The sequence below is a fragment of the Nocardioides sp. genome (assembly GCF_036503465.1).
Classification (GTDB): Bacteria; Actinomycetota; Actinomycetes; order Propionibacteriales; family Nocardioidaceae; genus Nocardioides.
Genome location: NZ_DASXWU010000079.1, coordinates 1 through 21,789, shown reverse-complemented (window position 1 = coordinate 21,789; position 21,789 = coordinate 1). Strand labels below are relative to the sequence as shown.

Below are 21,789 nucleotides of genomic sequence, written 5' to 3'. Positions count from 1 at the left end.
CTCGTCGGCTGTCCGAGGTGCGCAAGCAGGGGATCGTTCCCTACCTGCGACCGGACGGCAAGACCCAGGTCACCATCGACTACGAAGACGACAAGCCGGTCCGACTCGAGACCGTCGTCGTCTCCACCCAGCACGCGCCCGACATCGACCTCGACACGTTGCTCGCGCCCGACATCCAGGAACATGTCGTCGACCCGGTGCTGTCCGGCTCGGGACTGCTCGACGGTGGTGTGACCGTCGAGGGCTACAAGCTGCTGGTCAACCCGACCGGCCGGTTCGAGATCGGTGGCCCGATGGGCGACGCCGGTCTGACCGGCCGCAAGATCATCGTCGACTCCTACGGCGGCATGGCCCGTCACGGCGGCGGTGCCTTCAGCGGCAAGGACCCGTCCAAGGTCGACCGCTCCGCGGCGTACGCCATGCGCTGGGTGGCCAAGAACGTCGTCGCCGCGGGCCTCGCGACGCGCTGCGAGGCGCAGGTGGCCTACGCGATCGGCAAGGCCCAGCCGGTGGGCGTCTTCATCGAGACCTTCGGCACCGGGGTCGTCCCCGACGAGGAGATCCAGAAGGCCGTGCTCGAGGTCTTCGACCTCCGTCCCGCCGCGATCATCGAGGACCTCGACCTGCTCCGGCCGATCTACGCGCTGACCGCGGCGTACGGCCACTTCGGCCGGGAGCTGCCGGAGTTCACCTGGGAGCGCACCGACCGGGTGGACGAGCTGCGCAAGGCCGCCGGCCTCGCCGACTGAGCTCGGCCGGGCGTCGTCACCGGCTGGTAGAACAACCGCCGTGGCCGAGCGACCTCAACCCCTCCCCGAGACCCTGCCGGGTCTCCGGGAGACGGTGGGCGCCCGACGGCCCCCACGGGTGGCGACGTCCGAGCCCCGCGCGGAGCGCGACCCGGTGGCGCGGGTGCTGGTGGACACCCCGCTGGCGCACCTCGACCGTCCGTTCGACTACGCCGTGCCCGCGTCGCTGGCCGACGACGCGGTCCCGGGAGCGCGGGTCAAGGTGCGGTTCGCCGGCAAGTCGCTCGCGGGCTTCGTCGTGGCGCGCGCCGCCGACACCGCGCACACCGGCACGCTGACGCCCTTGCAGCGGGTCGTCAGCCCCGAGCCGGTGCTGGTGCCGGCCGTCGCCGAGCTCGTCGGGCTGCTCGCCGAGCGGTACGCCGGCACCCGCTCCGACGTGCTCCGGCTCGCCGTACCCCCTCGTCACGCGACCACCGAGAAGCAGCCGTCGCCGGCCGAGGTCTTGGTCGAGATCGACGACTCCGCCGCGCGATCGGCGTGGTCCGCCTACCCCGCGGCCGATCCGTTCCTCGCTCACCTGGCCGGCGGCGGCATGCCCCGCGCGGTGTGGTCGGCGCTGCCGGGTGAGGACTGGCCGAGGCTGATGGCGTCGGCGGCCGCGCTCACCCTGGCCGGCGGGCGGGGCAGCGTCCTGGTCGTGCCAGACCGCCGCGACGTCGCGCGTCTCGACACGGCACTGAGGGCGACCCTGGGAGACGGCCATCACGTGGTGCTGACGGCCGGGGCCGGCCCGGCGCGCCGCTACCGCGAGTTCCTCGCCGTCGCCCGCGGGACGCGCCGGATCGTGGTCGGCACCCGGGCGGCGGCGTTCGCACCCGTCCACGACCTCGGGCTGGTCGCCATCTGGGACGACGGCGACGACCTGCACGCGGAGCCGCGCGCGCCGTACCCGCATGCCCGCGAGGTGCTCCTCACCCGGGCCCACCTCGAGGACACGGCCGCGCTCCTCGGGGGCTTCGCCCGCACGGTGGAGGCCGAGCAGCTGCTCGGCTCCGGGTGGGCGCACGAGATCGCTCCTCCGCGCGAAGCTCTGCGCGACGCCGTCACCGTGTCGATCACCGGCGCCACCGACATACAGCTCGATCGGGACCCGCTGGCCCGGGCGACCCGGATGCCGAAGCAGGTGCACGACGCCGTCGCGAGCGGCCTCGAGCGGGGTCCGGTCCTGCTGCAGACCCCGCGCCGGGGCTACGCGCCCTCGCTGGCCTGCGAGCGGTGCCGCACCCCGGCCCGGTGCACGGTGTGCACAGGTCCGCTGGCGGTGGTGGGGCCGGCCGTCCCCCCGGGCTGCCGATGGTGCGGCGCCGTCGACGAGGCCTGGGCCTGCGCGGTCTGCGGACACCGCGGGCTGCGGGCGCCGGTGGTGGGGGAGCGGCGCACGGCCGAGGAGCTCGGCCGGGCCTTCCCCTCGATCCCGGTGGTGGCGTCGGGCGGTGACCACGTGGTCGAGTCGGTGCCCCCCAGGCCGGCCATCGTGGTCGCGACGCCGGGAGCGGAGCCGGTGGCCGAGGGCGGGTACGCCGCCGTCGTCCTGCTCGACACCTGGCTCGCCCTGGCCCGACCCGATCTGCGCACCGAGGAGGAGGCGCTGCGGCGCTGGCTCGGCGCGGCCGGACTCGCCGGACCGGGGGCCAGTGTCGTGGCGGTCGGCGAGCCCTCGCATCCGGCCCTCCAGGCCCTGGTGCGATGGGATCCCGCGGGCTTCGCGCGTCGCGAGGCAGCCACGCGCTCGGAGGCGCACCTGCCGCCGGCCAGCCGTCTGGCCACGATCACGGGTGACCCGGGTGCGGTCGATGACGCACTCACCCTGCTCGACCGGCCGCCCGGCACGGAGGTGCTCGGCCCGGTGGAGCTCGACGACGGGGAGTCCCGGCTGGTGGTCCGGGTTCCCCGGGCCCAGGGCTCGGCCCTGTCCCGGGCTCTGGGCGAGGTCCAACGTGTGCGGTCCGCCCGCAAGCTCGACCCGGTGCGCATCCAGGTCGACCCGGTCAGCCTCTGAGCGTCCTCCGTCGTCGTTCGTCTCGGGCCGCAGGTGGCGGTGAGCGGGGATAGGTTGTGGTGGCACGCGGACGGGTCCGGGCTCACCGCCACCCGGTGTCGCTCGCGACCCTCCTAGACTCTGGGGAATGGCCATCCAGCCGATCCGCCTCTTCGGCGACCCGATCCTGCGTACCACGGCGGTCGAGGTGGTCGACTTCGACAAGGAGCTGCGGCGGCTGGTCCAGGACCTCACCGACACCATGCTCGACGCACCCGGCGCCGGCCTGGCCGCACCGCAGATCGGGGTCGGGTTGCGGGTGTTCACCTGGAACGTCGAGGGCGAGCTCGGACATCTGGTGAACCCGCGGCTCGACCTGTCCGACGAGATGCAGGACGGTGACGAGGGATGCCTGTCGATCCCCGGCCTGGCGATCGACTGCCGCCGCGCGCTCTCGGTCGTGGCGACGGGTTTCGACGTGCACGGGGAACCGGTCACGATCGAGGGCACCGAGCTGCTCGCGCGCGCACTCCAGCACGAGACGGACCATCTCGACGGCGTCCTGTTCGTCGACCGGCTCACGCCCGAGCTGCGCAAGCAGGCGATGAAGGAGATCCGGGAGTCGGAATGGTTCGGGCTGTCGGGGGCTCCCACGATCAAGGTCTCGCCGCATCCGACGCACGGGTTGCCCATATGAGTCCTGCATGAGGGTGGTCTTCGCCGGCACCCCCGACGTAGCGCTGCCATCCCTGCGCGCAGTCGCGGAGTCGTCGCACGAGCTGGTGGGTGTGGTGACGAGACCCGACGCACGCACGGGGCGCGGCCGCAGGCTGGCGGCGTCCCCGGTCGCCGAGGCGGCCGCGATGCTCGGCATACCCGTGCTCAAGCCCGAGCACCCACGCGATCCGGAGTTCCAGGAGGCCCTGCGCGAGCTGGCCCCGGACGTCTGTCCCGTGGTCGCGTACGGCGCGCTGCTGCCGCAGTCGGCCCTCGACATACCTGTCCACGGCTGGGTCAACCTGCACTTCTCGCTGCTGCCGGCGTGGCGTGGCGCCGCTCCGGTGCAGCGGTCGATCTGGGCGGGCGACGACGTCACCGGCGCCACCACCTTCCGGATCGTGAAGGATCTGGATGCCGGCCCGGTGTTCGGCGTGATGACCGAGACCATCCGGCCCACCGACACCGCCGGCGATCTGCTCGCGCGGCTGGCCGAGGGTGGCGCCGGACTGCTGGTCGCGACGCTGGACGGGATCGCCGACGGCTCGCTCGAGTCGCAGCCACAGCCGGCGGACGGTGTCTCGCTCGCCCCGAAGATCACCGTCGATGACGCCCGGGTCGACTGGGCGCAGCCGGCTGCCGCGATCGACCGGCAGGTGCGGGCCTGCACTCCCGCCCCCGGCGCCTGGACGACGTACGACGGAGAACGGCTGAAGCTCGGTCCGCTCAGCCCGGTGGATGGACAGCTGCCCGCCGGCGAGCTGGTGGCCGGCAAGAACGCGGTCGTGGTCGGCACCGGTACGGCGGCCATGCGGCTCGGCGACGTGCAGCCGGTCGGGAAGCGCCCGATGCCGGCCGCCGACTGGGCGCGCGGCGCCCACCTGAGCGGCGGAGAGGTGCTGGGGTGAGCAGGAAGGCGAGGATCGCCGACGTCCACGCGATCTGCAGCGCCCTTCCCGAGGTGGAGCTCGGGACCTCGTGGGGCGACCGGCCGACGTACCTGGTGATGCAGAAGCCCAAGCCCCGGGGCTTCGTCCTCGCCCGCGCCCCGCGGCGCGACGCGATCGACCCCGGGACCGGCGAGGAGTACCAGGACCTGCTCGTCATCCGCACGCCGTCGGCCGAGGACAAGTCGGCGCTGGTGGAGGCGCCGGGGCCGTTCTTCACGATCGACCACTTCCGCAACTACAACGCGGTCCTGCTGCAGCAGAGCCGGATCGACGAGGTCGACGTCGATGAGCTGCGCGAGGTGCTCACCGACGCCTGGCTGGCGGTGGCGCCGAAGTCGCTGGCGAAGAGGTTCCTGGCCGGCGAGCCCGGATCGCCGTGAGCAGACCCGACCCGGCGCGCCGGGCGGCGTACGACGTGCTCAAGGCGGTGCGCGTCGAGAGCGCCTACGCGAACCTCGCGCTGCCGGGCGCGTTGGCGCGGCGCGGGGTGAGCGGACGCGATGCGGCGTTCGCGACCGAGCTGGCCAGCGGAGCGATCCGGTGGCAGGGGTTGTACGACGAGGTGCTCGGCGCGTGCCTGGACCGGCCGCTGGGCAAGGTCCAGGCGAAGGTCGTCGACGGGCTGCGACTGGGCTGCCACCAGCTGCTGTCGATGCGGGTACCGGCGCACGCCGCCATCAGCACGACGGTCGACCTGGTGCGGTCGGAGGTGGGCCCGGGTGCGTCCGGGTTCGCCAACGCGGTGCTGCGGAAGGTCTCCGAGCACGACCGTGACGGGTGGGTCCGCCGGGTCGCGCCCGATCCCGGTGCGGAGCCGCTGGGTTTCCTCACCACGGCCTACAGCCATCCCCGGTGGATGGTCGAGGCGTTGGGAGAGGCCCTGGCTGCGGGTGGAGACCCGGCCGAGCTCGAGGCGCTGCTCGACGCCCACAACCAGCCACCCGCAGTCACCTTGGTCGCCCGCCCCGGGCGGTCGTCGGTGGACGAGCTGCCGGGGGATCGCACCCGCTTCTCGCCGTACGGTGTCGTCTCGCCCGGCGGTGCACCGGCCGACGTCGTCGCCGTCGCGGAGGGCCGCGCGGGGGTGCAGGACGAGGGCTCCCAGCTGGTCGCCCATGCCCTGGTCGCGGCTCCGCTCGACGGCCGTGACGAGCGCTGGCTCGACGTGTGCGCGGGACCGGGCGGCAAGGCAGCCCTCCTGGCTGCGCTGGCCGGGCCCCGGGGAGCCCGGATAGTCGCCAACGAGATGCAGCCCCATCGCGCCGAGCTGGTACGCCGTTCGCTCGCCGGCGCTGACGGCGTCGAGGCTGTGTCCGTCGAGGACGGAACGGCGCCGCCGTGGCCCGCCAGGTCGTTCGACCGCGTGCTGGTTGACGCCCCGTGCACCGGACTGGGTGCCCTCCGCCGCCGGCCCGAGGCCCGCTGGCGCCGCCGTCCGGAGGACCTCGCCGACCTGGTGCCGCTCCAGCGGGCGCTGCTCGACCGGGCGCTCGACCTCGTCCGCCCCGGCGGGGTCGTGCTCTACGCGACCTGCTCCCCGGTCCTCGCCGAGACCCGTGACGTGGTCGGCTCGGTGCTGGTGCGACGCGACGACGTGAAGCTCGGCGACACGCGCGCCCTGCTCACCGCCAAGACCGGCCTCCGCGCCGACGTACCGGACTGTGACGGTCCCCTCGCCGGCACCGCCCGGCTGTGGCCGCACCGGCATCGCACCGACGCGATGTTCCTGGCCCTGCTCCGTCGTGCCGGCGCGTGACCCGACCCGGCGTCGGTGGCTGAGCCACGTTCTGCCGTGCTCGGAATGTGGCTGCCGCACCGGCGTGTGACCGGATGACTACCGTGACGCCCATGGCGTCGCCGTTCGAGGAGATCGAGGTGGACAACCGGGTGGTCAAGGTGACCAATCCGGACCGGGTCTACTTCCCGCAGAGCGGTGCCACCAAGCGCGACCTCGTCCAGTACTACCTGTCAGTCGGGCCGGGCATCGTCAACGCGCTGTTCGAGCGACCGACGATGCTGCACCGGTTCCCGACCGGGTTGTCGGGGGAGAAGGTGCACCAGAAGCGCCTCCCCTCGGGTGCGCCCGACTGGGTCGAGACCGTGCAGCTCCACTTCCCGCGCTGGGGTCGCACCGCCGACGAGCTCTGCGTCACCGAGCTCGGCGCGGTGATCTGGGCGGTGCAGATGTCGACGGTCGAGTTCCACCCCTGGAACAGCCGCCGCGAGGATCCGGAGAAGCCCGACGAGTGGCGGATCGACCTCGATCCCGGACCGCTCAGCCAGTTCAGCCAGGTGCAGCGGGTCGCCGGGGTCGTCCACGAGATCCTCGACGAGCTCGGGGCGGTCGGCTACCCGAAGACCAGCGGCGGCAAGGGACTGCACGTCTACGTCCGCATCGAGCCGGACCACGGCCACAAGGAGGTACGCCGTGCGGCGCTCGCGTTCGCGCGGGAGGTCGAGCGACGCATGCCCGACGACGTGACGACCCTCTGGTGGCGCAAGGACCGCGACCCCCACCACCTGTTCGTGGACTACAACCAGAACGCGCGTGACCACACCATCGCCGCGGCGTACTCCGTCCGCGGCTTCCCCGACGCACGCGTCTCCACCCCCGTCCGGTGGGACGAGATCGACGACATCGACCCGCACGACTTCACGATCTTCACCGTCCCCGAGCGGTTCGCCGAGCTCGGCGACCTGCACGAGGACATCGACGACCACGTCTTCGACATCGAGCCGCTGCGCGAGTGGGCGGACCGGGACGAGGCCGCCGGCCTGACCTCGACCACCGGCCGAGGGGACGGCGAGGAGCCGGTCCAGGAGGAGGACCCATGAGAGAGCCGATCGACCTCGCCGAGAGGCTGGCGAGATTCTCCGAGCACTGGTCGCCCAAGGTCGTCGCCCGCCTCAACGACTACGAGATCAAGGTGGTCAAGCTCGACGGGGAGTTCGTCTGGCACGACCACGCCGAGACCGACGAGCTGTTCCTGGTGATCGAGGGGACACTCACGATCCGACTCCGCGACCCGGACGAGCGCGCCGTCACCTTGGGTCCCGGTGGGCTGCACGTCGTGCCCCGCGGCGTCGAGCACTGCCCCGTCGCAGAGGGCGAGGTCTCCGCCATGCTGATCGAGCCTGCCGGCACCGTGAACACCGGGGAGGCCGGGGGCGAGCTGACCGCGACCCCCGACGACTCGCTGCTCGACCCGTCGGACGCCGATGGCTGACCCGGCGGAGGCCGGTCTGCGCGAGACGGTCGGCCCCGGTGATCCAGCGCAGGCAGCGATCGCGTCGTACGCGGCCGCCCACGACGATCTCGTGCTCGCCGGTGCCGAAGCCGTACGGCTGGTGACCGGCGTCCTCGACGACGCCGGCATCAACTACCTGACGATCTCCGGCCGCACAAAGAGCGTCGCCTCGTTCGCCGAGAAGGCGACGAGGTCGCGCGACGGCGTGCGGCTCTACACCGACCCGCTGCGCGAGATCGGTGACCAGCTGGGCGTCCGAGTGATCACCTACGTGCGCGACGACGTCGCAGCTGTCGCCGATCTGCTGGCCGACCAGGTCGTGGTCGTCGATGATCGCGACCTTGGCCGGGAGACGGCGAGCGAGGGGCGTTTCGGATATGCCAGCCGTCACCTGCAGATCGCACTCGACGCGGCACGCGAGGGACAGCCGGCGTTCGCGCACCTCGTGGGCCGCAACGTCCAGGTGCAGATCCGCACGGTGCTCCAGCACGCGTGGGCAGAGTTCGAGCACGACATCCGCTACAAGGGCACGGTGCCGCCGGAGCACATCCACGACTTCGACCGGCGGTTCACCCTCGCGGCCGGGCTCCTGGAGCTGGCCGACCAGGAGTTCGCGACGATCCGGGACCGGCTCCGCGGGCCGGTGGCCGGCTCGGGTCACGCCCCGCCGGCCGTCCCGGACGACCCCCGGCTCGAAGCCCGCGAGCTCGCGGCGTTCCTCGCGGGACAGTTCGCCGACGCCGGCTGGTCCCGCACCGACCACTACGCGTGGGTGTCCGGACTGCTCCTCGAGCTGGGCATCACCTCGCTCGACGAGCTCGGCGAGGTGCTGCGGGCCACCGACGAGGAGGCGATCCGGACCCGCATGGACTACCGCTACCCGCCCGGCGCCGTCCGCCGCCTCGACGACGCGCTGCTCGCGACGTACGGCGAGCGGTACGTCGCGCTGCACGGCAACGCCCATCGCGTCGCCGCGCTCCGCACCCGCCTCGACAAGCTCAGCGCTCGCGAAGCCTAGGCTCTCCCCGTGGGCATCCAGATCACCCCGAGCATCCTGACCGCGGACTTCGCCGACCTCGGCGCGGAGCTGGCCCGGATCCCCAGCTCCGACTGGATCCACGTCGACGTGATGGACAACCACTTCGTCCCGAACCTCACCTTCGGGCCCCGCACGATCGAGGCGTTGAGCAACGCGACGTCGCGGCCGATCGACGCACACCTGATGATCACCGACGCCGACCGCAACGCCGCGGCGTACGTCGAGGCCGGTGCCGCGAGCGTGACCTTCCACGTCGAGGCGGCGACCGCGCCGGTCCGGCTCGCGCGCGAGATCCGCTCCGCCGGAGCTCGAGCCAGCATGGCGCTCCGGCCGGCGACCCCGGTCGACCCCTACGAGGACCTGCTGCCCGAGCTCGACATGGTGCTGATCATGACCGTCGAGCCAGGGTTCGGCGGTCAGAAGTTCCTCGACCTGTGCCTGCCCAAGATCAGGCGTGCGCGCGAGCTGATGGACAAGCACGGCGTCGAGACCTGGCTCCAGGTCGACGGAGGCGTCAGCCTGGAGACCATCGAGCGATGCGCCGAGGCGGGCGCCGACGTGTTCGTGGCCGGCTCGGCCGTCTTCGACGCAGAGGATCCCGATGCGATGATCGCCGCTCTCCGCGAGAAGGCGACCGGGGCCGCCGACCGCGCGTGACGGACGCCATGTCCCGGCCCTGAGGTCTCGGGCGTACGCTGGAGGCAACAAGAGCCAAGTGCTCGCGTGCTCTGGGGGCGGTGAAACTCCGCACCGGCGGTAACAGTCCGCGACCCGGTCACAGCCAGTGACCGGTTGACCAGGTGAACGATCGAAGCTTTCACGCTTCGCTCGGAATTCCTGGACCGACGGTCAAAGTCCGGATGGGAAGCGCACGCAGGCGTCCGTGCTCGTCGGTCCGGCGGAGAGTCGAGACCACGAGCCGGAGCCCCGGCCCCCGGTGTCCGTGAGGACCGACCGGACCGAGGGGTCATCGATGACCGTCAGCGAGATCGAGCGTGACGCCATGCGCCGCGCCCTCGCGCTGGCCGCAAGTCCCGGCGTACCGCTCGGGCCCAACCCCCGCGTCGGCTGCGTCCTCCTCGCCGCCGACGGCGCGGTCGTGGCGGAGGGCTACCACCGCGGGGCCGGCAGCCCGCACGCCGAGGTCGACGCCCTCTCCCGCGCCGGCGAGAGGGCCTCCGGGGCCACCGCCGTGGTCACCCTCGAGCCGTGCAACCACACCGGCCGGACGGGTCCCTGTGCCCAGGCGCTGATCGCCGCCGGGGTACGACGCGTGGTCGTCGCCCAGCGCGACGTCAACCCGGTGGCCGTGGGCGGCGCGGAGACACTCCGGTCCGCCGGTGTCGAGGTCGAGACCGGAGTCCTCGTCGACGAGGCGCGCGAGCTCAACCGGGTCTGGACGTTCGCGGTCGAGCACGGCCGGCCGTTCGTGACCTGGAAGTTCGCCACCAGCATCGACGGGCGGAGTGCGGCCGCCGACGGCACCAGCCGCTGGGTGTCCAGCCCCGCCGCCCGGGTCGACACCCACCGCCTGCGCGCCCTGTGCGACACGATGCTGGTCGGCACCAACACGGTCGCGGTCGACGACCCGCACCTCACCGTCCGGGACCCCGAGGGGGTTCCGGTGGCCCGACAGCCCCTGCGCGCGGTGATGGGGGAGCGCGACCTCGACCCCGGACGCCGCATCTTCGACGAGGCCGCCGAGACCGTGCACCTCCGCACCCGCGATCCCGAGGCGGCGCTGAAGGACCTGTTCGCGCGCGACCGGCAGCACGTCTTCCTCGAGGGAGGCCCCACCCTGGCCGCGGCATTCCTCGGCGCGGACCTGGTCGACGAGATCGTCGCCTACGTCGCGCCGATGCTGCTGGGCGGTGGACGTGCGGCCGTCGGGGACCTGGGAATCCCCACCATCGCCGATGCGCTGCACCTGCCGGTGACCGACGTGACCGTGCTGGAGCCGCTGAACGACGGGGACGACCTCAACGTACGGATCACCATGAGCCGGCCGACCTCCGCGAAAGGGCACTGAATGTTCACCGGGATCGTCGAGGAGCTCGGCACCGTGGAAGCGGTCGAGCCGCTCTCGGACGCGGTGCGGCTGACGCTCCGTGCGACCGCCGTGCTCGAGGGCACGGGACCGGGGGACTCGGTCTCGGTGAACGGGTGCTGCCTCACCGTCGCCGAGCGCACCGACACCACCTGGACCGCCGACGTGATGGCCGAGACCCTGGCCAAGACCGGCCTGGGCTCGCTCACGGCGGGCGACCGGGTCAACCTCGAGCGTGCGGTCACCGCCGGCAGCCGGCTGGGCGGCCACCTCGTTCAGGGTCACGTCGACGCTGTCGGGCACGTCGTACGCCGGGAGCCGGGGGAGCACTGGGACGTGGTCACTGTCTCGATGCCCCGCGAGCTCGCACCGTACCTCGTCGACAAGGGCTCGATCACCGTCGACGGCGTCAGCCTGACCGTGGTCGAGGCGCGCGACGACGGGTTCACGGTCAGCCTGATCCCCGAGACGCTCCGGCGCACGACGCTCGGCTTCCGGGAACCGGGCGACATGGTCAACCTGGAGGTCGACGTGATCGGCAAGTACGTCGCCCGGCAGCTCGAGCTGCGGGCCACTCCCGAGACCCGTGAGGCGCCCGCCCGATGAACCTCCTCCAGTGGCTCTACGACGCGCAGGTGACCATCGGCGGTCACGCGATCACCTGGCGCGAGATCCTCGGCAACGCGTTCGGCTTCGCCTCGGCGATCGGCGGACTTCGCCGACGGGTCTGGGCGTGGCCGGTGGGGATCGTCGGCAACGTGCTGCTGTTCAGCGTGTTCATCGCCGCCACGTTCGAGCAGGACGCCCAGCAGCCGCTGTTCGGCCAGGCGGGGCGGCAGGTGTTCTTCGTGATCACCAGCGTCTACGGCTGGTACCGGTGGCAGCAGGTGCGGGCCCGGCGAGCTGCCGACGCGCCCGCGATCACGCCGCGCTGGGCCTCCGCCGCCGAGCGCCTGGGCTACCTGGGCGCTTGGGTCGCCGGGGTACTGGTCTGCCAGTGGGTGTTCTCCGTGATCGGGGCCGGCTGGCCGGCGCCGCGCTGGTACTACTGGTGCGACGCCTGGATCTTCGTCGGCTCGATGGTGGCGACGTACGCGATGGCTCGGGGCTGGAACGACTTCTGGCTGGCCTGGATCGCCGTCGACCTCGTCGGCGTACCCCTGCTGTGGCACAGCCACTACTACCCGACCGCGATCCTGTACGTCGTCTACGGCGGGCTCGTGATCTGGGGATTCGTCGTCTGGCTGCGTGCCTCCCGGCGCGAGCAGCCCGAGCTCGAGGAGGCACTGGTATGACTCCCACCCAAGCGCTGCGGCTCGACAGCGTCGAGCGCGCGATCGCCGACGTCGCGGCCGGCCGGCCCGTGGTCGTCGTCGACGACGAGGACCGCGAGAACGAGGGCGACCTGATCTTCGCGGCGGCCAAGGCGACTCCCGAGCTGATGGCGTTCACGATCCGGCACAGCTCCGGGGTGATCTGCGTGCCGATGCCCGCCGAGATGCTGGACCGGCTCGAGATCCCGCTGATGACGCCGCACAACCGCGACCGGATGCGCACCCAGTTCACGATCTCGGTGGACGCCCGCGACGGTGTCACCACCGGCATCAGTGCGGCCGACCGCGCCCACACCGCGCGGGTGCTGGCCGACTCCGCGACCGAGCCGTGGGAGATCACCCGGCCCGGCCACGTCTTCCCGCTTCGCTACCGGCAGGGCGGTGTGCTGAGCCGGCGCGGCCACACCGAGGCGGCCGTCGACCTGGCCCGGCTGGCCGGGCTGACCCCCGTGGGTGTGCTGGTCGAGATCGTCAACGACGACGGCACGATGAAGCGCGCGGCGCAGCTGCGCGAGTTCGCCGACGAGCACGGGCTGGCGATGATCTCGATCGACGACCTCGTCCGGCACCGGCACCGCACCGAGGACCTCGTCGAGCGTGTGGCGCAGACCCGGCTGCCGACCCGGCACGGCGAGTTCACGGCGTACGGCTACCGGTCGACGATCGACGGCTCCGAGCACCTCGCGCTCGTGTACGGCGACATCTCGGGCGAGGAGCCGGTGCTCACCCGGGTGCACTCGGAGTGCCTGACCGGCGACGTCTTCGGGTCGCAGCGCTGTGACTGCGGATCTCAGCTGGACGAGGCGCTGGAGGTGGTGGTCGCGGCGGGGCGCGGCGTCGTGGTCTACCTGCGTGGCCACGAGGGCCGCGGGATCGGGCTGGTCGCCAAGCTCGAGGCCTACGCCCTGCAGGACGCCGGTCGCGACACCGTCGACGCCAACCTCGACCTGGGGCTGCCGGCCGACGCGCGGCACTACGGCGCCGCGTCGCAGGTGCTGCGTGACCTCGGGGTCACCCGCGTGCGACTGCTCACCAACAACCCGCAGAAGTCCGCGGCGCTGACCGACTTCGGGGTCGCCGTCGACGCCCGCGTTCCCCTCACCCCGCGGCCGAACGCGCACAACCTGCGCTACCTGCGCACCAAGCGCGACCGGATGGGTCACCACATCCCGGGCCTCCCCGGGGACGGGGCCACCCAGGCACGCCCGAGCGACCACGGAGTCGCGCGGTGAGCGGTGCGGGCGCTCCGGCGGACGAGCCGTTCGACGGCAGCGACCTGTCGGTGGGCGTGGTCGCGGCACGGTGGCACACCGAGGTGATGGACGGCCTCGTCGACGGCGCCCGGCGCGCCCTTTCGGCCTACTCCGTGACGAGGGTGAGCGAGGTGCGGGTGCCCGGCACGTTCGAGCTGCCGGTGGTGGCTGCCGAGCTCGCCCGCACCCACGACGCGGTCGTCGCGCTCGGGGTCGTCGTCCGCGGCGGCACCCCCCATTTCGAGTACGTCTGCTCCGCCGCCACCGACGGCCTCACCCGTGTTGCGCTCGACGCCGGGACGCCGGTCGGGTTCGGCGTCCTCACCTGTGACGACGACGACCAGGCGCTGGCGCGGGCCGGCCTCGAGGGCTCCACCGAGGACAAGGGCTACGAGGCCACGGCGGCTGCCCTGCACACCGCCCGCGCCCTGGCCACCCTCCGCCACCAGGGCTAGTCAGGCTCGGCGGCGGGCCTGCCACTCGTCCCTGAGCAGCGCGTAGACGACGCCGTCGACCCAGCCGTGGTCGCGATGGAGCGACTCGGAGCGGAACCGCGCCTCGCAGGTCATCCCGAGCCGTTCCATGACCCGCAGGGACGGGCCGTTGTCCGCGAAGGCCTGCGCGGTGAGCCGGCGCACGCCGAGGTCCTCGAAGCAGATCCGCACCAGCTCGGTGGCCGCCTCGGTGACGTACCCCTTCCCCTGGTGCTCCGGAGCCAGGGACCACCCGATCTCGGCCTGGGCCTGCGCACCTGACTCCTTCACCTCGGCCTGGGTCCAGGCGTCCTGGACGTGGAGGTACAGGTCGCCGATCACCGTGCCTTCCGCCTCCATCACCAGCATCCGCTCCACGGCACCCGAGCGCCCCAGGCGCAGCAGCCAGTCGTCGTACGACGTGGGGTGGTCGGGCATCCACTCGGCCACCTCGGGACGACTGCGGACGGCGAAGACCGCGGGCAGGTCGGTGGTCTCGGCGGGACGCAGGGTCAGCCGGTCGGTGGTGCGGGGCCAGGAGATCCGGTCGAAGCTCACGTCGGTCACCCTGGACGCCGCCCACGGGCAGGGTCAAACGACAATTAGGCTGCTGCCGTGAAGACGTTCGAGCAGCTGTGGGCCGAGCTGGCCGAGAAGGCCGAGCAGCGGCCGACCGGCTCCGGCACGGTGGCGGCGCTCGACGCCGGTGTGCACGCGATCGGCAAGAAGCTGGTCGAGGAGGCGGCCGAGTCGTGGATGGCCGCCGCCCACGAGACCCCCGAGCGGACCGCCGAGGAGCTCAGCCAGCTGCTGTACCACGCGCAGGTGCTGATGCTCGCCTCCGGGCTCAGCCTCGACGACGTCTACGCCCACCTGTGAGGACCCGATGACCACCCCCGACCTCCTGAGGATCGCCGTCCCCAACAAGGGAGCGCTGTCCCAGACCGCGGCCGAGATGCTTCGCGAGTCCGGCTATCGCCAGCGCCTGGACTCCAAGGAGCTGACGCTGCTCGACGCCGAGAACGGCGTGGAGTTCTTCTACCTGCGTCCGCGCGACATCGCCTTGTACGTCGGCGAGGGCACCCTCGACGTCGGCGTCACCGGCCGCGACCTGCTCCTCGACTCGGGCGCGAAGGCCGAGGAGGTGATGGGACTCGGCTTCGGCCGCAGCACCTTCCGCTTCGCCGGCCCGATCGGCCGCTACACCCAGGTCGGCCAGCTCCAGGGCGCCCGGATCGCCACGTCGTACGTCGGGATCGTGCGGCAGTACCTCTCCGAGCACGGCGTCGAGGCCACCGTGAACCGCCTGGACGGTGCGGTGGAGTCCAGCGTGCAGCTCGGGGTGGCCGACGTGATCGCGGACGTGGTCGAGACGGGCAGCACCCTGGCGAAGGCCGGCCTCGAGGTCTTCGGGGATCCCATCCTCGAGTCCGAGGCGGTCCTGGTCACGCGCACCAGTGCTCTCCCAGCTGGTCTGGACGTCTTCCGACGGCGGCTCGAAGGCGTGATGGTCGCACGGACCTACGTGATGATGGACTACGACATCCCCGAGGACCGCGTGTCGGAGGCCGTGCAGATGACTCCCGGTATCGAGAGCCCGACGGTCTCGCCGCTTCATCGAGAGGGGTGGGTCGCGGTCCGGGCGATGGTCCCGCGCGCCGGAGCCCACCGGGTGATGGACGAGCTGTGGACCATCGGGGCCAGGGGGATCCTGGTGACCGACATCCATGCCTGCCGTCTCTGAGCCTCGGGGGCCTGTCCTCCCGCACACGTGGCGCCCGCTGGGCGTGCGGCTGGCCGTGCTGTTCTTCGGCGGTCTGCTCGCGGTCGTCTGCGTCGCCGCATGGTTCGCCGTGGGGGCGGACGTGCGGGCCAAGGTCACCCTCTACCAGCAGGTGACCCTGGTCCTGATCGCCGTGGCCGCCGCCGCCGTCGCCTGGTCGCTGGTCCGGTGCCGGGTGACCGCGACCGTCCAGGGGCTCGAGGTCGTCAACGGCTACCGCACCCACCACTACGAGTGGGCGGAGGTGCTGGCGGTCCACATGCCGCCGGGAGCGCCGTTCCCGACATTCGACCTCGCCGACGGCACCAGTCGTTTCGCGCTGGGCATCCAGGCGACCGACGGCGACCGGGCGCGGGTCGCCATCGCGGAGCTCCGGCTGCTGCTGGCCAGGACCTCCGAGGACTCACTCCAGCGTCCGGATCCCCCAGCTGACTGACAGCTCGTCGCCGGGCTGACCCGCAGGCGCGAGGGTGACCAGGTCGCGCCCGCTGCGGAAGGCGTCCGGCGGCGCAGTCATCGGCTCCACGGCGAGTGCCTGGCGGGGCGGGTCCCAGCCGGCGTCCGCGCTGAACACCATCAGCCACGGATGCTTGCGGTCCACCCAGAGCGCCGCGCTCCTTCCCGTGGAGGGGTCCCGGACGATCGTGGTCGCGACACCGTCGTCGTCTCGCGTCAGCTCGCCGAACGCGTGGTCGAGACGCGTCTCGTGCAGCGCCCGCGGCACCCGGAAGTCGTACGCCGTACCCGTGACGTCCTCCTCGCCGACCGGCAGCTGCCGCTCGTCCGGGGTCAGCCGGAGTGCGGCCGGCAGCGTCAGCTCCCAGCCGTCGACCGGACCGTCGCCGACGGTGAGGTAGGGATGGGCCCCCGAGGCGTACGGCGCCGGCCGGTCGCTGAGGTTGGTCGCGGTCTGGGTGACGGTGAGCCCGTCGGCGGAGAGGTCGTAGAGCACATGCAGGTCGAGGGTCCACGGGTAGCCGGACTGCGCCATCAGCCGGTAGCCGAGAGACACCGAGCTCGCGGCGTGCTCCTCCGGCGTCCAGGCGCACCAACGCGCGAGGCCGTGCGAGGCGTTGCTCCGCGAGGGCTCGCTGAGCCCGAGCTGGAGGTCGCGGCCGTCGAAGGTGTAGCGGCCGTCGCGGATCCGGTTCGGCCAGGGCACCAGGAGCTGACCTCGGCCCGCCGACGACATCTCGTCCTCGGCGAACCCGTGCACGAGCGGCAGCCCGGCGTGCTCCAGCACCCGCAGCGTCGCACCACACTCCGTGACGACCGCGCGATAGCCGCCGGCCGCGATCTCGAACTGGTCTCCCGACGGCGCCGTCATGGAGCCCGAGACTAGCGAGCATCGACGCGCGGAGTGTGCGCAGACTGGCCGGGTGCAGACGTTCCTGCCCTACGCCGACTTCGAGCGCTCCGCGAGCGTCCTCGACACCAAGCGGCTCGGCAAGCAGCGCGTCGAGGCCCTCCAGATCCTGCGCGCCCTGACGCGCCCGGGATACGGATGGGCCAACCACCCGGCCGTGCTCATGTGGAAGGGCTTCGAGGAGGCGCTCGGCCGGTACGGGTTCGCCTGTTGCGAGGCGTGGACCGGGCTGGGCTTCGGCGACACGTGCGCCGTCACGCTCGCCGAGGACCTGCGCCTGGCCGACGTCCACGACGTCCGCACCCAGGCGGAGCTCGACACGGCCGGGGCGCTACCGCCCTGGCTCGGCGACGAGGCGCTGCACCGCAGCCACCGGTCCTCGCTCGTCCGCAAGGACCCCGGCCACTACGGGCGGCTGTTCCCCGATGTCCCGGACGACCTGCCCTACGTGTGGCCGATCCGGTCGCCGGCCGTCCTCGAGGCCGAGCGGCGGAAGGCCGAACGGCTGCGTCGCAAGCGCAGCCGGGCGGCGGAGAAGGGCTGGCGCACCCGACGCGCCAACGCCTCCCGGCCGGACGTCTGAGCTCTCGAAATCAGGGGAGGACCAGCTGCCCGATCGGGCCGGGGTTCCAGGCCACCTCCCAGCGCACCCCGTCGGGGTCGGCGAAGTAGCCCGTGTAACCACCCCAGTCGCGCTCCGCCGCCTCACCGACGTCGGCGCCGGCCCTCCGGCCGTCCACGAGGACCGAGTCGACCTGCTCGCGGGTGGCGACGTTGTGGGCCAGGGTGAACGGCGGGACGCCGCCACCGCGGCCGATCACCCCCACCTCGGCCTCGAAGTGGGCCTCGTCCCAGAGCGACAGGACCAGGTGCTCGCCCACGCGGATCATCACCACCTCACCCGGCACGTCGAGCTCCGGCGTCCAGCCGAGCCCGTCGACGTAGAACGCCCGGGTCACGTCGAGGTCGCGGGCGGCGAGGGTGACGAACGAGATGCGCGGCTCCATGTCCCGACCCTGGCACATACCGGTCAGCCGAGCCGCTCCCGGCGACCCGCATCCGGCGGTGAGCCAGGGCCATCCGGCGGTGAGCCAGGGCCGGTTTCCTGCCCCAGAACCGATCCCTGCCCACCGCTCCCCGCGGCGACCCGCATCGGCATCACGCGTGCAGCGAGCCGACTCGCCCGTCGAGGACCACGTCGGCTCGTTCTCGCGTGCGCTCGCGGGTGAACAGGTCCCGTTCGTCGCGCGCCCACTGCCGCCAGTGGTCGGCGGCGGCGTCGCCGTCGCGCTCCAGGCCTCGGGCCATCCGCAGCTCGAACGGCACCTCGACCCAGGCCAGCACGGTCGTCAGGTCCGCGTGGGCGGTCGACCCCGACCCGACGCCCTCGAGCACGAGCAGCGGGGCGGGCGGGACCAGCACGGTCTCGGCCCATGCGTTGCCGGGCCAGTCCCACCGGCGGTAGGAGCCGGAGAACCCCTCGGCCAGCGGCCGGAGCAGGGTCTGCAGCTGGTCCTCGACGCGACCGAGCCCGCCCCAGCCCTCGTACAGGTCGTCCATGTGCACCACCGCGGCTCCGCCGGCCAGCGTGGCGAGCTCCGCCGCCAGGGTCGTCTTGCCGGACCCGGCTGGCCCGTCCACGCACACCAGTCGCGCGCCGCCGAGCGTCGGCGGTCGCGACCTGGCCAGGGTCAGGACCTGCTCGGCGTTGGTCATCGGGGCGGTCACGTGGTCACCACACGTGACCACAGCCCCGGTACGTCGGGACCTCGTCGACGAACGCGTCCCCGGCGAGCAGCCGCACCGCGTTGGCGTGTTCGAAGAGCTCGCCCGACTTCGCGTGCCGGAACCACACCAGGTCGCCGATCCGGAGCAGCGCCGCCGGGTGCCCGGTCAGCGGGGTCTGCACCTCGCCGGCGCCCTCGAGCGAGGTCAGATGCAGCCCCGGTGGCGCCCACGGGATCGGAGCGCGGTCGGCGCCGACCGCACCCGAGGCGATGTAGCCGCCGCCGTGCACGGTCGCCATCGCCTCGGACGGCTTGCGCGTCACCGGGAGGCCGAAGAAGGCGGCCGGACGGGGTTCGAACGACCGGTAGTGGTCGAACAGTCCTGGCACGAGAAGACCCGACCCGGCGGCGATCTCGGTGACGGTCTCGTCGGCCGACGTGGCCTGCACCGACCCCGACCCGCCGGCGTTCCAGAACTCCAGCTCGACCAGATCGGCGAGCCGTTCGGCGATCACGTGCCGTCGTTCGGCGAGCTGGCTCATCGACGCAGCCTTGAGCCGGCGTACGACGAGCGACCGGGCGCGCTGCGACGGCACGTCGTCGGGGACCCCGGCCACCTGCCCCTCGTAGGTCATCACCCCCACCAGCGCGAAGCCCTCCCGCTCGGTGACGTGCCGCGCCAGCCGTACGACGTCCTCGACGTCATGGACGGGTGAGCGCTTCGGCCCGACGTGCTGACCGCCGAACCTCAGCCCCGCGTCGATGTCGAGCGCCACCCGCACCGGCACGGCATGCGACGACCGGACGGTGTCGACGACGTCGAGCTGGGCCACGTCGTCGACCATCAGCGTCACGTGGGACGCGGTCGACGGGGACGCGACGAGCTCGGCCAGGGCGCCGCGGTCGACGGTCGGGTACGCGATCACGATGTCGTCGGAGATGCCCTGCCGTTCGAGCCACAGCGCCTCGCGCACCGTGTACGCGAGCACGCCCCGGAAGCCCGGGACCGCCATGGCCCGCTCGATCAGCGCCGGGACCCGCACCGACTTCGACGCCAGCCGGATCGGCTTGCCCTCCGCCCGGCGGACCAGGTCGGCGGCGTTCGCGTCGAACGCGTCGAGGTCGACGACCATCAGCGGCGTGGGCGGTGGAGGGTCGATGTCGGCGACGGCCGCGGAGAGCCGTGCCCACAGCCGGTTCCGGGCGACGTGGGAGTCGCCCGCCGGGTGGTCCCGCATCAGGAGATGCCGCGCTTCTTGAGGATCGCCTGGATCTCGGCCATCTCGTCGTCGATGAGCGGGTCGTGCGTCGAGGTGGGGGCGAGCGCCTTGGGCGTCGCGGTACGCCGCTTCCGCGGCTCGGCCTCCGGCTCCTCATGGCGGGTCAGCAGCTTCGAGGCCCCGATCAGCACGAAAGCGACGACGAAGACGATGACGCCCAGCCAGACCACGGGGCTGAACACCAGGTGCACGAAGAAGCGGGCGAACGCGTTCGTCACCGTGCCGAACACCTGGAGCAGCCCCGTCATCCAGGCCGCGATCGGCAGCAGGGTGATGCCCGCGGCCCGGACCGCGGCCGCGAAGCCCCGGTGGCGGAGCGCCCACCAGGTGTAGATCCCCCCGAGCGCCGTCAGGGCCAGCGCCAGGGCACCCCAGGAGACGTCGTTCACACCACCAGCATGGCACGATCGTCCGCATGCCCCCCCGTTCGTCTGGGCCCCGCCGGATCCCGGATCCCGGCTTCGCCGGCGACGTCGGTACGGCGGACCCGGCGCTGAGTGCCGCACTCGCGGCCTACGCCGCCGATCCAGCCCGTCACCTGGAGGTGTTCACGGCTCTCCAGGGGGCCCGGCTGCTGGTGCCGGTGGTCGCGATCCTCGGCGAGAGTGAGGTGGACGACGCCGGTCTCGCCCACGACAAGACGAGCGACATGGCAACCGCCCTGCTCATCGGCCGCGACGGACGCAAGGCGCTGCTCGCCTTCACCGGGCTCGAGGCCCTCGCTGCGTGGCGTCCGGACGCCCGTCCCGTCCCGGTGACCGCGGCGCTCGCCGCGCACTCGGCGCTGCAGGAGGGTGCGGCCGCCCTGGTCGTCGACGTCGCCGGCCCCACGACGTACGCCGTGGAGGATGACCTCCTGGACGGCCTCGCCCGCGGCTGGACCCTGGTGCAGACCGAGCACGGGCTCGGCTGGATGGGGGAGCCGTGAGGCTCCATGCCGATCCGCATCTTCCGGTGGTTGAGGAGCGAGCGCTGCGAGCGTCTCCAAACCAGCGGGCCTGAGGCTCCGGGCACTGTCACCGGGCGGGCCCGAGGCTCCAGACACTGTCACCGCGCGGGCCTGAGGCCCCAGGCACCGTCGCTGGATTTCGACTCGCCTGTCACGGCTTCGCAAGCTCAGCCGTGGCTCGCTCAATCTTCGCTCGCGACGCCAGGCCCTCGTGCCTCGGGCCCGGCTGCTCGCTCCAGGAATAGCCACCTGTCGGCACGGGTTGTTACCCTTGTTCCCGACCGATCGGGCGTCGCTTTCGTGAGAACGGCGTCCGGTTCGACAAGTGGAGGCTCACTCCCACCCGCACCGACCGCCGTGCCGCACGACCGGGCACACAGGTCGTCGGGTCCGGTCCGCACCGGCGGTGCGCGACGCCTGGTCACAGGCGCAACCCGTTGCCGATGCGATCCACGAGCCTCCGCGCGTCGCGCGGGGGCTCTCGTCGTTACGCGGGCCTCCGGGGAACGAAAGCTGGGAGACCAGCCGCACCACACTGCCTACCACCATGGAGGACACATCAGCACCGAGCTACGCATCAACGACCGGATCCGGGTACCCGAGGTCCGGCTGGTCGGACCCAACGGCGAGACCGTCGGCATCGTCCCCACGGGCGAGGCCCTGAAGCTCGCCCAGGAGGCCGACCTCGACCTGGTCGAGGTGGCCCCGATGGCACGTCCGCCGGTCTGCAAGCTCATGGACTACGGGAAGTTCAAGTACGAGAACGCCCAGAAGGCCCGTGAAGCCCGCCGGAACCAGACGAACGTGATCATCAAGGAGATGAAGCTTCGTCC

The 21,789-nt window shown here is 72.5% G+C and carries 27 protein-coding genes and 1 riboswitch; of the genes, 21 read left to right on the top strand and 6 right to left on the bottom strand.

Features of this window, described 5'->3' with window-relative positions:
• From metK to ribH, 15 genes are all read left to right on the top strand, one after another.
• A partial coding sequence (gene metK, locus VGK78_RS14645) for a methionine adenosyltransferase (RefSeq protein WP_331528417.1) occupies positions 1–749 on the top strand: 749 nt, incomplete at its 5' end.
• A 40-nt stretch (positions 750–789) separates the two neighbouring features.
• Positions 790–2,811 (top strand): primosomal protein N', encoded by a 2,022-nt coding sequence (locus VGK78_RS14640; RefSeq protein ID WP_331528416.1) that lies wholly within the window; start codon positions 790–792, stop codon positions 2,809–2,811.
• A gap of 127 nt (positions 2,812–2,938) precedes the next feature.
• Positions 2,939–3,487, top strand: coding sequence for a peptide deformylase (gene def / locus VGK78_RS14635; protein WP_331528415.1), 549 nt, complete (start codon positions 2,939–2,941; stop codon positions 3,485–3,487).
• 7 nt (positions 3,488–3,494) lie between these two features.
• Positions 3,495–4,415, top strand: coding sequence for a methionyl-tRNA formyltransferase (gene fmt, locus VGK78_RS14630; RefSeq protein WP_331528414.1), 921 nt, complete (start codon positions 3,495–3,497; stop codon positions 4,413–4,415).
• Positions 4,412–4,837, top strand: coding sequence for an MmcQ/YjbR family DNA-binding protein (locus tag VGK78_RS14625; RefSeq protein ID WP_331528413.1), 426 nt, complete (start codon positions 4,412–4,414; stop codon positions 4,835–4,837). Before fmt ends, VGK78_RS14625 begins: the two co-directional genes overlap by 4 nt.
• Positions 4,834–6,213: an RsmB/NOP family class I SAM-dependent RNA methyltransferase gene (locus VGK78_RS14620; protein ID WP_331528412.1), complete on the top strand. Its 1,380-nt coding sequence runs from the start codon at positions 4,834–4,836 to the stop codon at positions 6,211–6,213. Before VGK78_RS14625 ends, VGK78_RS14620 begins: the two co-directional genes overlap by 4 nt.
• 92 nt (positions 6,214–6,305) lie before the next feature.
• The gene (ligD, locus tag VGK78_RS14615) at positions 6,306–7,292 is read left to right on the top strand and encodes a non-homologous end-joining DNA ligase (RefSeq protein WP_331528411.1); all 987 of its coding nucleotides are present in this window, start codon (positions 6,306–6,308) and stop codon (positions 7,290–7,292) included.
• The gene (locus tag VGK78_RS14610; RefSeq protein ID WP_331528410.1) at positions 7,289–7,684 is read left to right on the top strand and encodes a cupin domain-containing protein; all 396 of its coding nucleotides are present in this window, start codon (positions 7,289–7,291) and stop codon (positions 7,682–7,684) included. Before ligD ends, VGK78_RS14610 begins: the two co-directional genes overlap by 4 nt.
• Positions 7,677–8,723, top strand: a complete 1,047-nt coding sequence (locus VGK78_RS14605) for a GTP pyrophosphokinase (RefSeq protein ID WP_331528409.1) — start codon at positions 7,677–7,679, stop codon at positions 8,721–8,723. The genes VGK78_RS14610 and VGK78_RS14605 overlap by 8 nt, the downstream gene beginning before the upstream one ends.
• 9 nt (positions 8,724–8,732) lie before the next feature.
• A complete protein-coding gene (rpe, locus tag VGK78_RS14600; RefSeq protein ID WP_331528408.1) occupies positions 8,733–9,401 on the top strand; it encodes a ribulose-phosphate 3-epimerase in 669 nt (222 codons plus the stop codon).
• A 62-nt stretch (positions 9,402–9,463) separates the two neighbouring features.
• Positions 9,464–9,621, top strand: a riboswitch (FMN riboswitch).
• 96 nt (positions 9,622–9,717) lie between these two features.
• On the top strand, positions 9,718–10,773 hold the full coding sequence (ribD, locus tag VGK78_RS14595; protein WP_331528407.1) for a bifunctional diaminohydroxyphosphoribosylaminopyrimidine deaminase/5-amino-6-(5-phosphoribosylamino)uracil reductase RibD: 1,056 nt from the start codon (positions 9,718–9,720) through the stop codon (positions 10,771–10,773).
• Positions 10,774–11,397, top strand: a complete 624-nt coding sequence (locus VGK78_RS14590) for a riboflavin synthase (protein ID WP_331528406.1) — start codon at positions 10,774–10,776, stop codon at positions 11,395–11,397.
• Entirely contained in the window at positions 11,394–12,086 is a 693-nt protein-coding gene (locus tag VGK78_RS14585) for a nicotinamide mononucleotide transporter family protein (RefSeq protein WP_331528405.1), read from the top strand. The genes VGK78_RS14590 and VGK78_RS14585 overlap by 4 nt, the downstream gene beginning before the upstream one ends.
• A complete protein-coding gene (locus VGK78_RS14580) occupies positions 12,083–13,357 on the top strand; it encodes a bifunctional 3,4-dihydroxy-2-butanone-4-phosphate synthase/GTP cyclohydrolase II (protein ID WP_331528404.1) in 1,275 nt (424 codons plus the stop codon). The genes VGK78_RS14585 and VGK78_RS14580 overlap by 4 nt, the downstream gene beginning before the upstream one ends.
• Entirely contained in the window at positions 13,354–13,833 is a 480-nt protein-coding gene (gene ribH, locus VGK78_RS14575) for a 6,7-dimethyl-8-ribityllumazine synthase (protein WP_331528403.1), read from the top strand. Before VGK78_RS14580 ends, ribH begins: the two co-directional genes overlap by 4 nt.
• Here ribH and VGK78_RS14570 read toward each other — a convergent pair whose 3' ends face one another.
• On the bottom strand, positions 13,834–14,409 hold the full coding sequence (locus VGK78_RS14570) for a GNAT family N-acetyltransferase (protein ID WP_331528402.1): 576 nt from the start codon (positions 14,407–14,409) through the stop codon (positions 13,834–13,836).
• Between the two features lie 57 nt (positions 14,410–14,466).
• Between VGK78_RS14570 and VGK78_RS14565 the strand changes: the two genes are divergently transcribed.
• The 3 genes from VGK78_RS14565 to VGK78_RS14555 are packed head-to-tail and all read left to right on the top strand — an operon-like array spanning position 14,467 to position 16,070.
• Complete coding sequence (locus VGK78_RS14565; RefSeq protein ID WP_331528401.1) at positions 14,467–14,730, top strand: phosphoribosyl-ATP diphosphatase; 264 nt, start codon at positions 14,467–14,469, stop codon at positions 14,728–14,730.
• 7 nt (positions 14,731–14,737) lie between these two features.
• Positions 14,738–15,595 (top strand): ATP phosphoribosyltransferase, encoded by an 858-nt coding sequence (hisG, locus tag VGK78_RS14560; RefSeq protein ID WP_331528399.1) that lies wholly within the window; start codon positions 14,738–14,740, stop codon positions 15,593–15,595.
• Entirely contained in the window at positions 15,579–16,070 is a 492-nt protein-coding gene (locus VGK78_RS14555) for a PH domain-containing protein (RefSeq protein ID WP_331528397.1), read from the top strand. The genes hisG and VGK78_RS14555 overlap by 17 nt, the downstream gene beginning before the upstream one ends.
• Here VGK78_RS14555 and VGK78_RS14550 read toward each other — a convergent pair.
• Positions 16,038–16,961: an aldose 1-epimerase family protein gene (locus VGK78_RS14550; protein ID WP_331528396.1), complete on the bottom strand. Its 924-nt coding sequence runs from the start codon at positions 16,959–16,961 to the stop codon at positions 16,038–16,040. The genes VGK78_RS14555 and VGK78_RS14550 overlap by 33 nt on opposite strands.
• A gap of 52 nt (positions 16,962–17,013) precedes the next feature.
• Between VGK78_RS14550 and VGK78_RS14545 the strand changes: the two genes are divergently transcribed.
• Entirely contained in the window at positions 17,014–17,583 is a 570-nt protein-coding gene (locus VGK78_RS14545; RefSeq protein ID WP_331528395.1) for an MSMEG_6728 family protein, read from the top strand.
• A 10-nt stretch (positions 17,584–17,593) separates the two neighbouring features.
• On the opposite strand, the gene VGK78_RS14540 is transcribed toward VGK78_RS14545, so the two are convergent.
• The 4 genes from VGK78_RS14540 to VGK78_RS14525 all read right to left on the bottom strand — a co-directional run bounded on the left by VGK78_RS14540 (position 17,594) and on the right by VGK78_RS14525 (position 20,396).
• Positions 17,594–18,007: a VOC family protein gene (locus VGK78_RS14540; RefSeq protein ID WP_331528394.1), complete on the bottom strand. Its 414-nt coding sequence runs from the start codon at positions 18,005–18,007 to the stop codon at positions 17,594–17,596.
• 151 nt (positions 18,008–18,158) lie between these two features.
• Entirely contained in the window at positions 18,159–18,728 is a 570-nt protein-coding gene (locus VGK78_RS14535; RefSeq protein ID WP_331528393.1) for a uridine kinase family protein, read from the bottom strand.
• Between the two features lie 4 nt (positions 18,729–18,732).
• On the bottom strand, positions 18,733–19,965 hold the full coding sequence (locus VGK78_RS14530) for an amino acid deaminase/aldolase (RefSeq protein ID WP_331528392.1): 1,233 nt from the start codon (positions 19,963–19,965) through the stop codon (positions 18,733–18,735).
• Positions 19,965–20,396 carry a hypothetical protein gene (locus tag VGK78_RS14525; protein WP_331528391.1) on the bottom strand — a complete coding sequence of 144 codons (432 nt, stop codon included), beginning with the start codon at positions 20,394–20,396 and terminating at the stop codon, positions 19,965–19,967. The genes VGK78_RS14530 and VGK78_RS14525 overlap by 1 nt, the downstream gene beginning before the upstream one ends.
• Before the next feature lie 26 nt (positions 20,397–20,422).
• Between VGK78_RS14525 and VGK78_RS14520 the strand changes: the two genes are divergently transcribed.
• Together VGK78_RS14520 and infC are read left to right on the top strand one after the other, a co-directional pair.
• Positions 20,423–20,935 (top strand): SseB family protein, encoded by a 513-nt coding sequence (locus VGK78_RS14520; RefSeq protein WP_331528390.1) that lies wholly within the window; start codon positions 20,423–20,425, stop codon positions 20,933–20,935.
• Between the two features lie 6 nt (positions 20,936–20,941).
• Positions 20,942–21,789: translation initiation factor IF-3 (gene infC, locus VGK78_RS20390; RefSeq protein WP_414690689.1), on the top strand; the 848-nt coding region annotated here is incomplete at its 3' end.

Bases quoted from the DNA above. Each gene is read 5' to 3' on its own strand.
- def (WP_331528415.1), top strand. From the start codon at position 2,939: ATGGCCATCCAGCCGATCCGCCTCTTCGGCGACCCGATCCTGCGTACC.
- fmt (WP_331528414.1), top strand. From the start codon at position 3,495: ATGAGGGTGGTCTTCGCCGGCACCCCCGACGTAGCGCTGCCATCCCTG.
- ligD (WP_331528411.1), top strand. From the start codon at position 6,306: ATGGCGTCGCCGTTCGAGGAGATCGAGGTGGACAACCGGGTGGTCAAG.
- VGK78_RS14610 (WP_331528410.1), top strand. From the start codon at position 7,289: ATGAGAGAGCCGATCGACCTCGCCGAGAGGCTGGCGAGATTCTCCGAG.
- VGK78_RS14605 (WP_331528409.1), top strand. From the start codon at position 7,677: ATGGCTGACCCGGCGGAGGCCGGTCTGCGCGAGACGGTCGGCCCCGGT.
- ribD (WP_331528407.1), top strand. From the start codon at position 9,718: ATGACCGTCAGCGAGATCGAGCGTGACGCCATGCGCCGCGCCCTCGCG.
- VGK78_RS14590 (WP_331528406.1), top strand. From the start codon at position 10,774: ATGTTCACCGGGATCGTCGAGGAGCTCGGCACCGTGGAAGCGGTCGAG.
- VGK78_RS14585 (WP_331528405.1), top strand. From the start codon at position 11,394: ATGAACCTCCTCCAGTGGCTCTACGACGCGCAGGTGACCATCGGCGGT.
- VGK78_RS14580 (WP_331528404.1), top strand. From the start codon at position 12,083: ATGACTCCCACCCAAGCGCTGCGGCTCGACAGCGTCGAGCGCGCGATC.
- hisG (WP_331528399.1), top strand. From the start codon at position 14,738: ATGACCACCCCCGACCTCCTGAGGATCGCCGTCCCCAACAAGGGAGCG.
- VGK78_RS14555 (WP_331528397.1), top strand. From the start codon at position 15,579: ATGCCTGCCGTCTCTGAGCCTCGGGGGCCTGTCCTCCCGCACACGTGG.
- VGK78_RS14550 (WP_331528396.1), bottom strand. From the start codon at position 16,961: ATGACGGCGCCGTCGGGAGACCAGTTCGAGATCGCGGCCGGCGGCTAT.
- VGK78_RS14540 (WP_331528394.1), bottom strand. From the start codon at position 18,007: ATGGAGCCGCGCATCTCGTTCGTCACCCTCGCCGCCCGCGACCTCGAC.
- VGK78_RS14530 (WP_331528392.1), bottom strand. From the start codon at position 19,965: ATGCGGGACCACCCGGCGGGCGACTCCCACGTCGCCCGGAACCGGCTG.
- VGK78_RS14520 (WP_331528390.1), top strand. From the start codon at position 20,423: ATGCCCCCCCGTTCGTCTGGGCCCCGCCGGATCCCGGATCCCGGCTTC.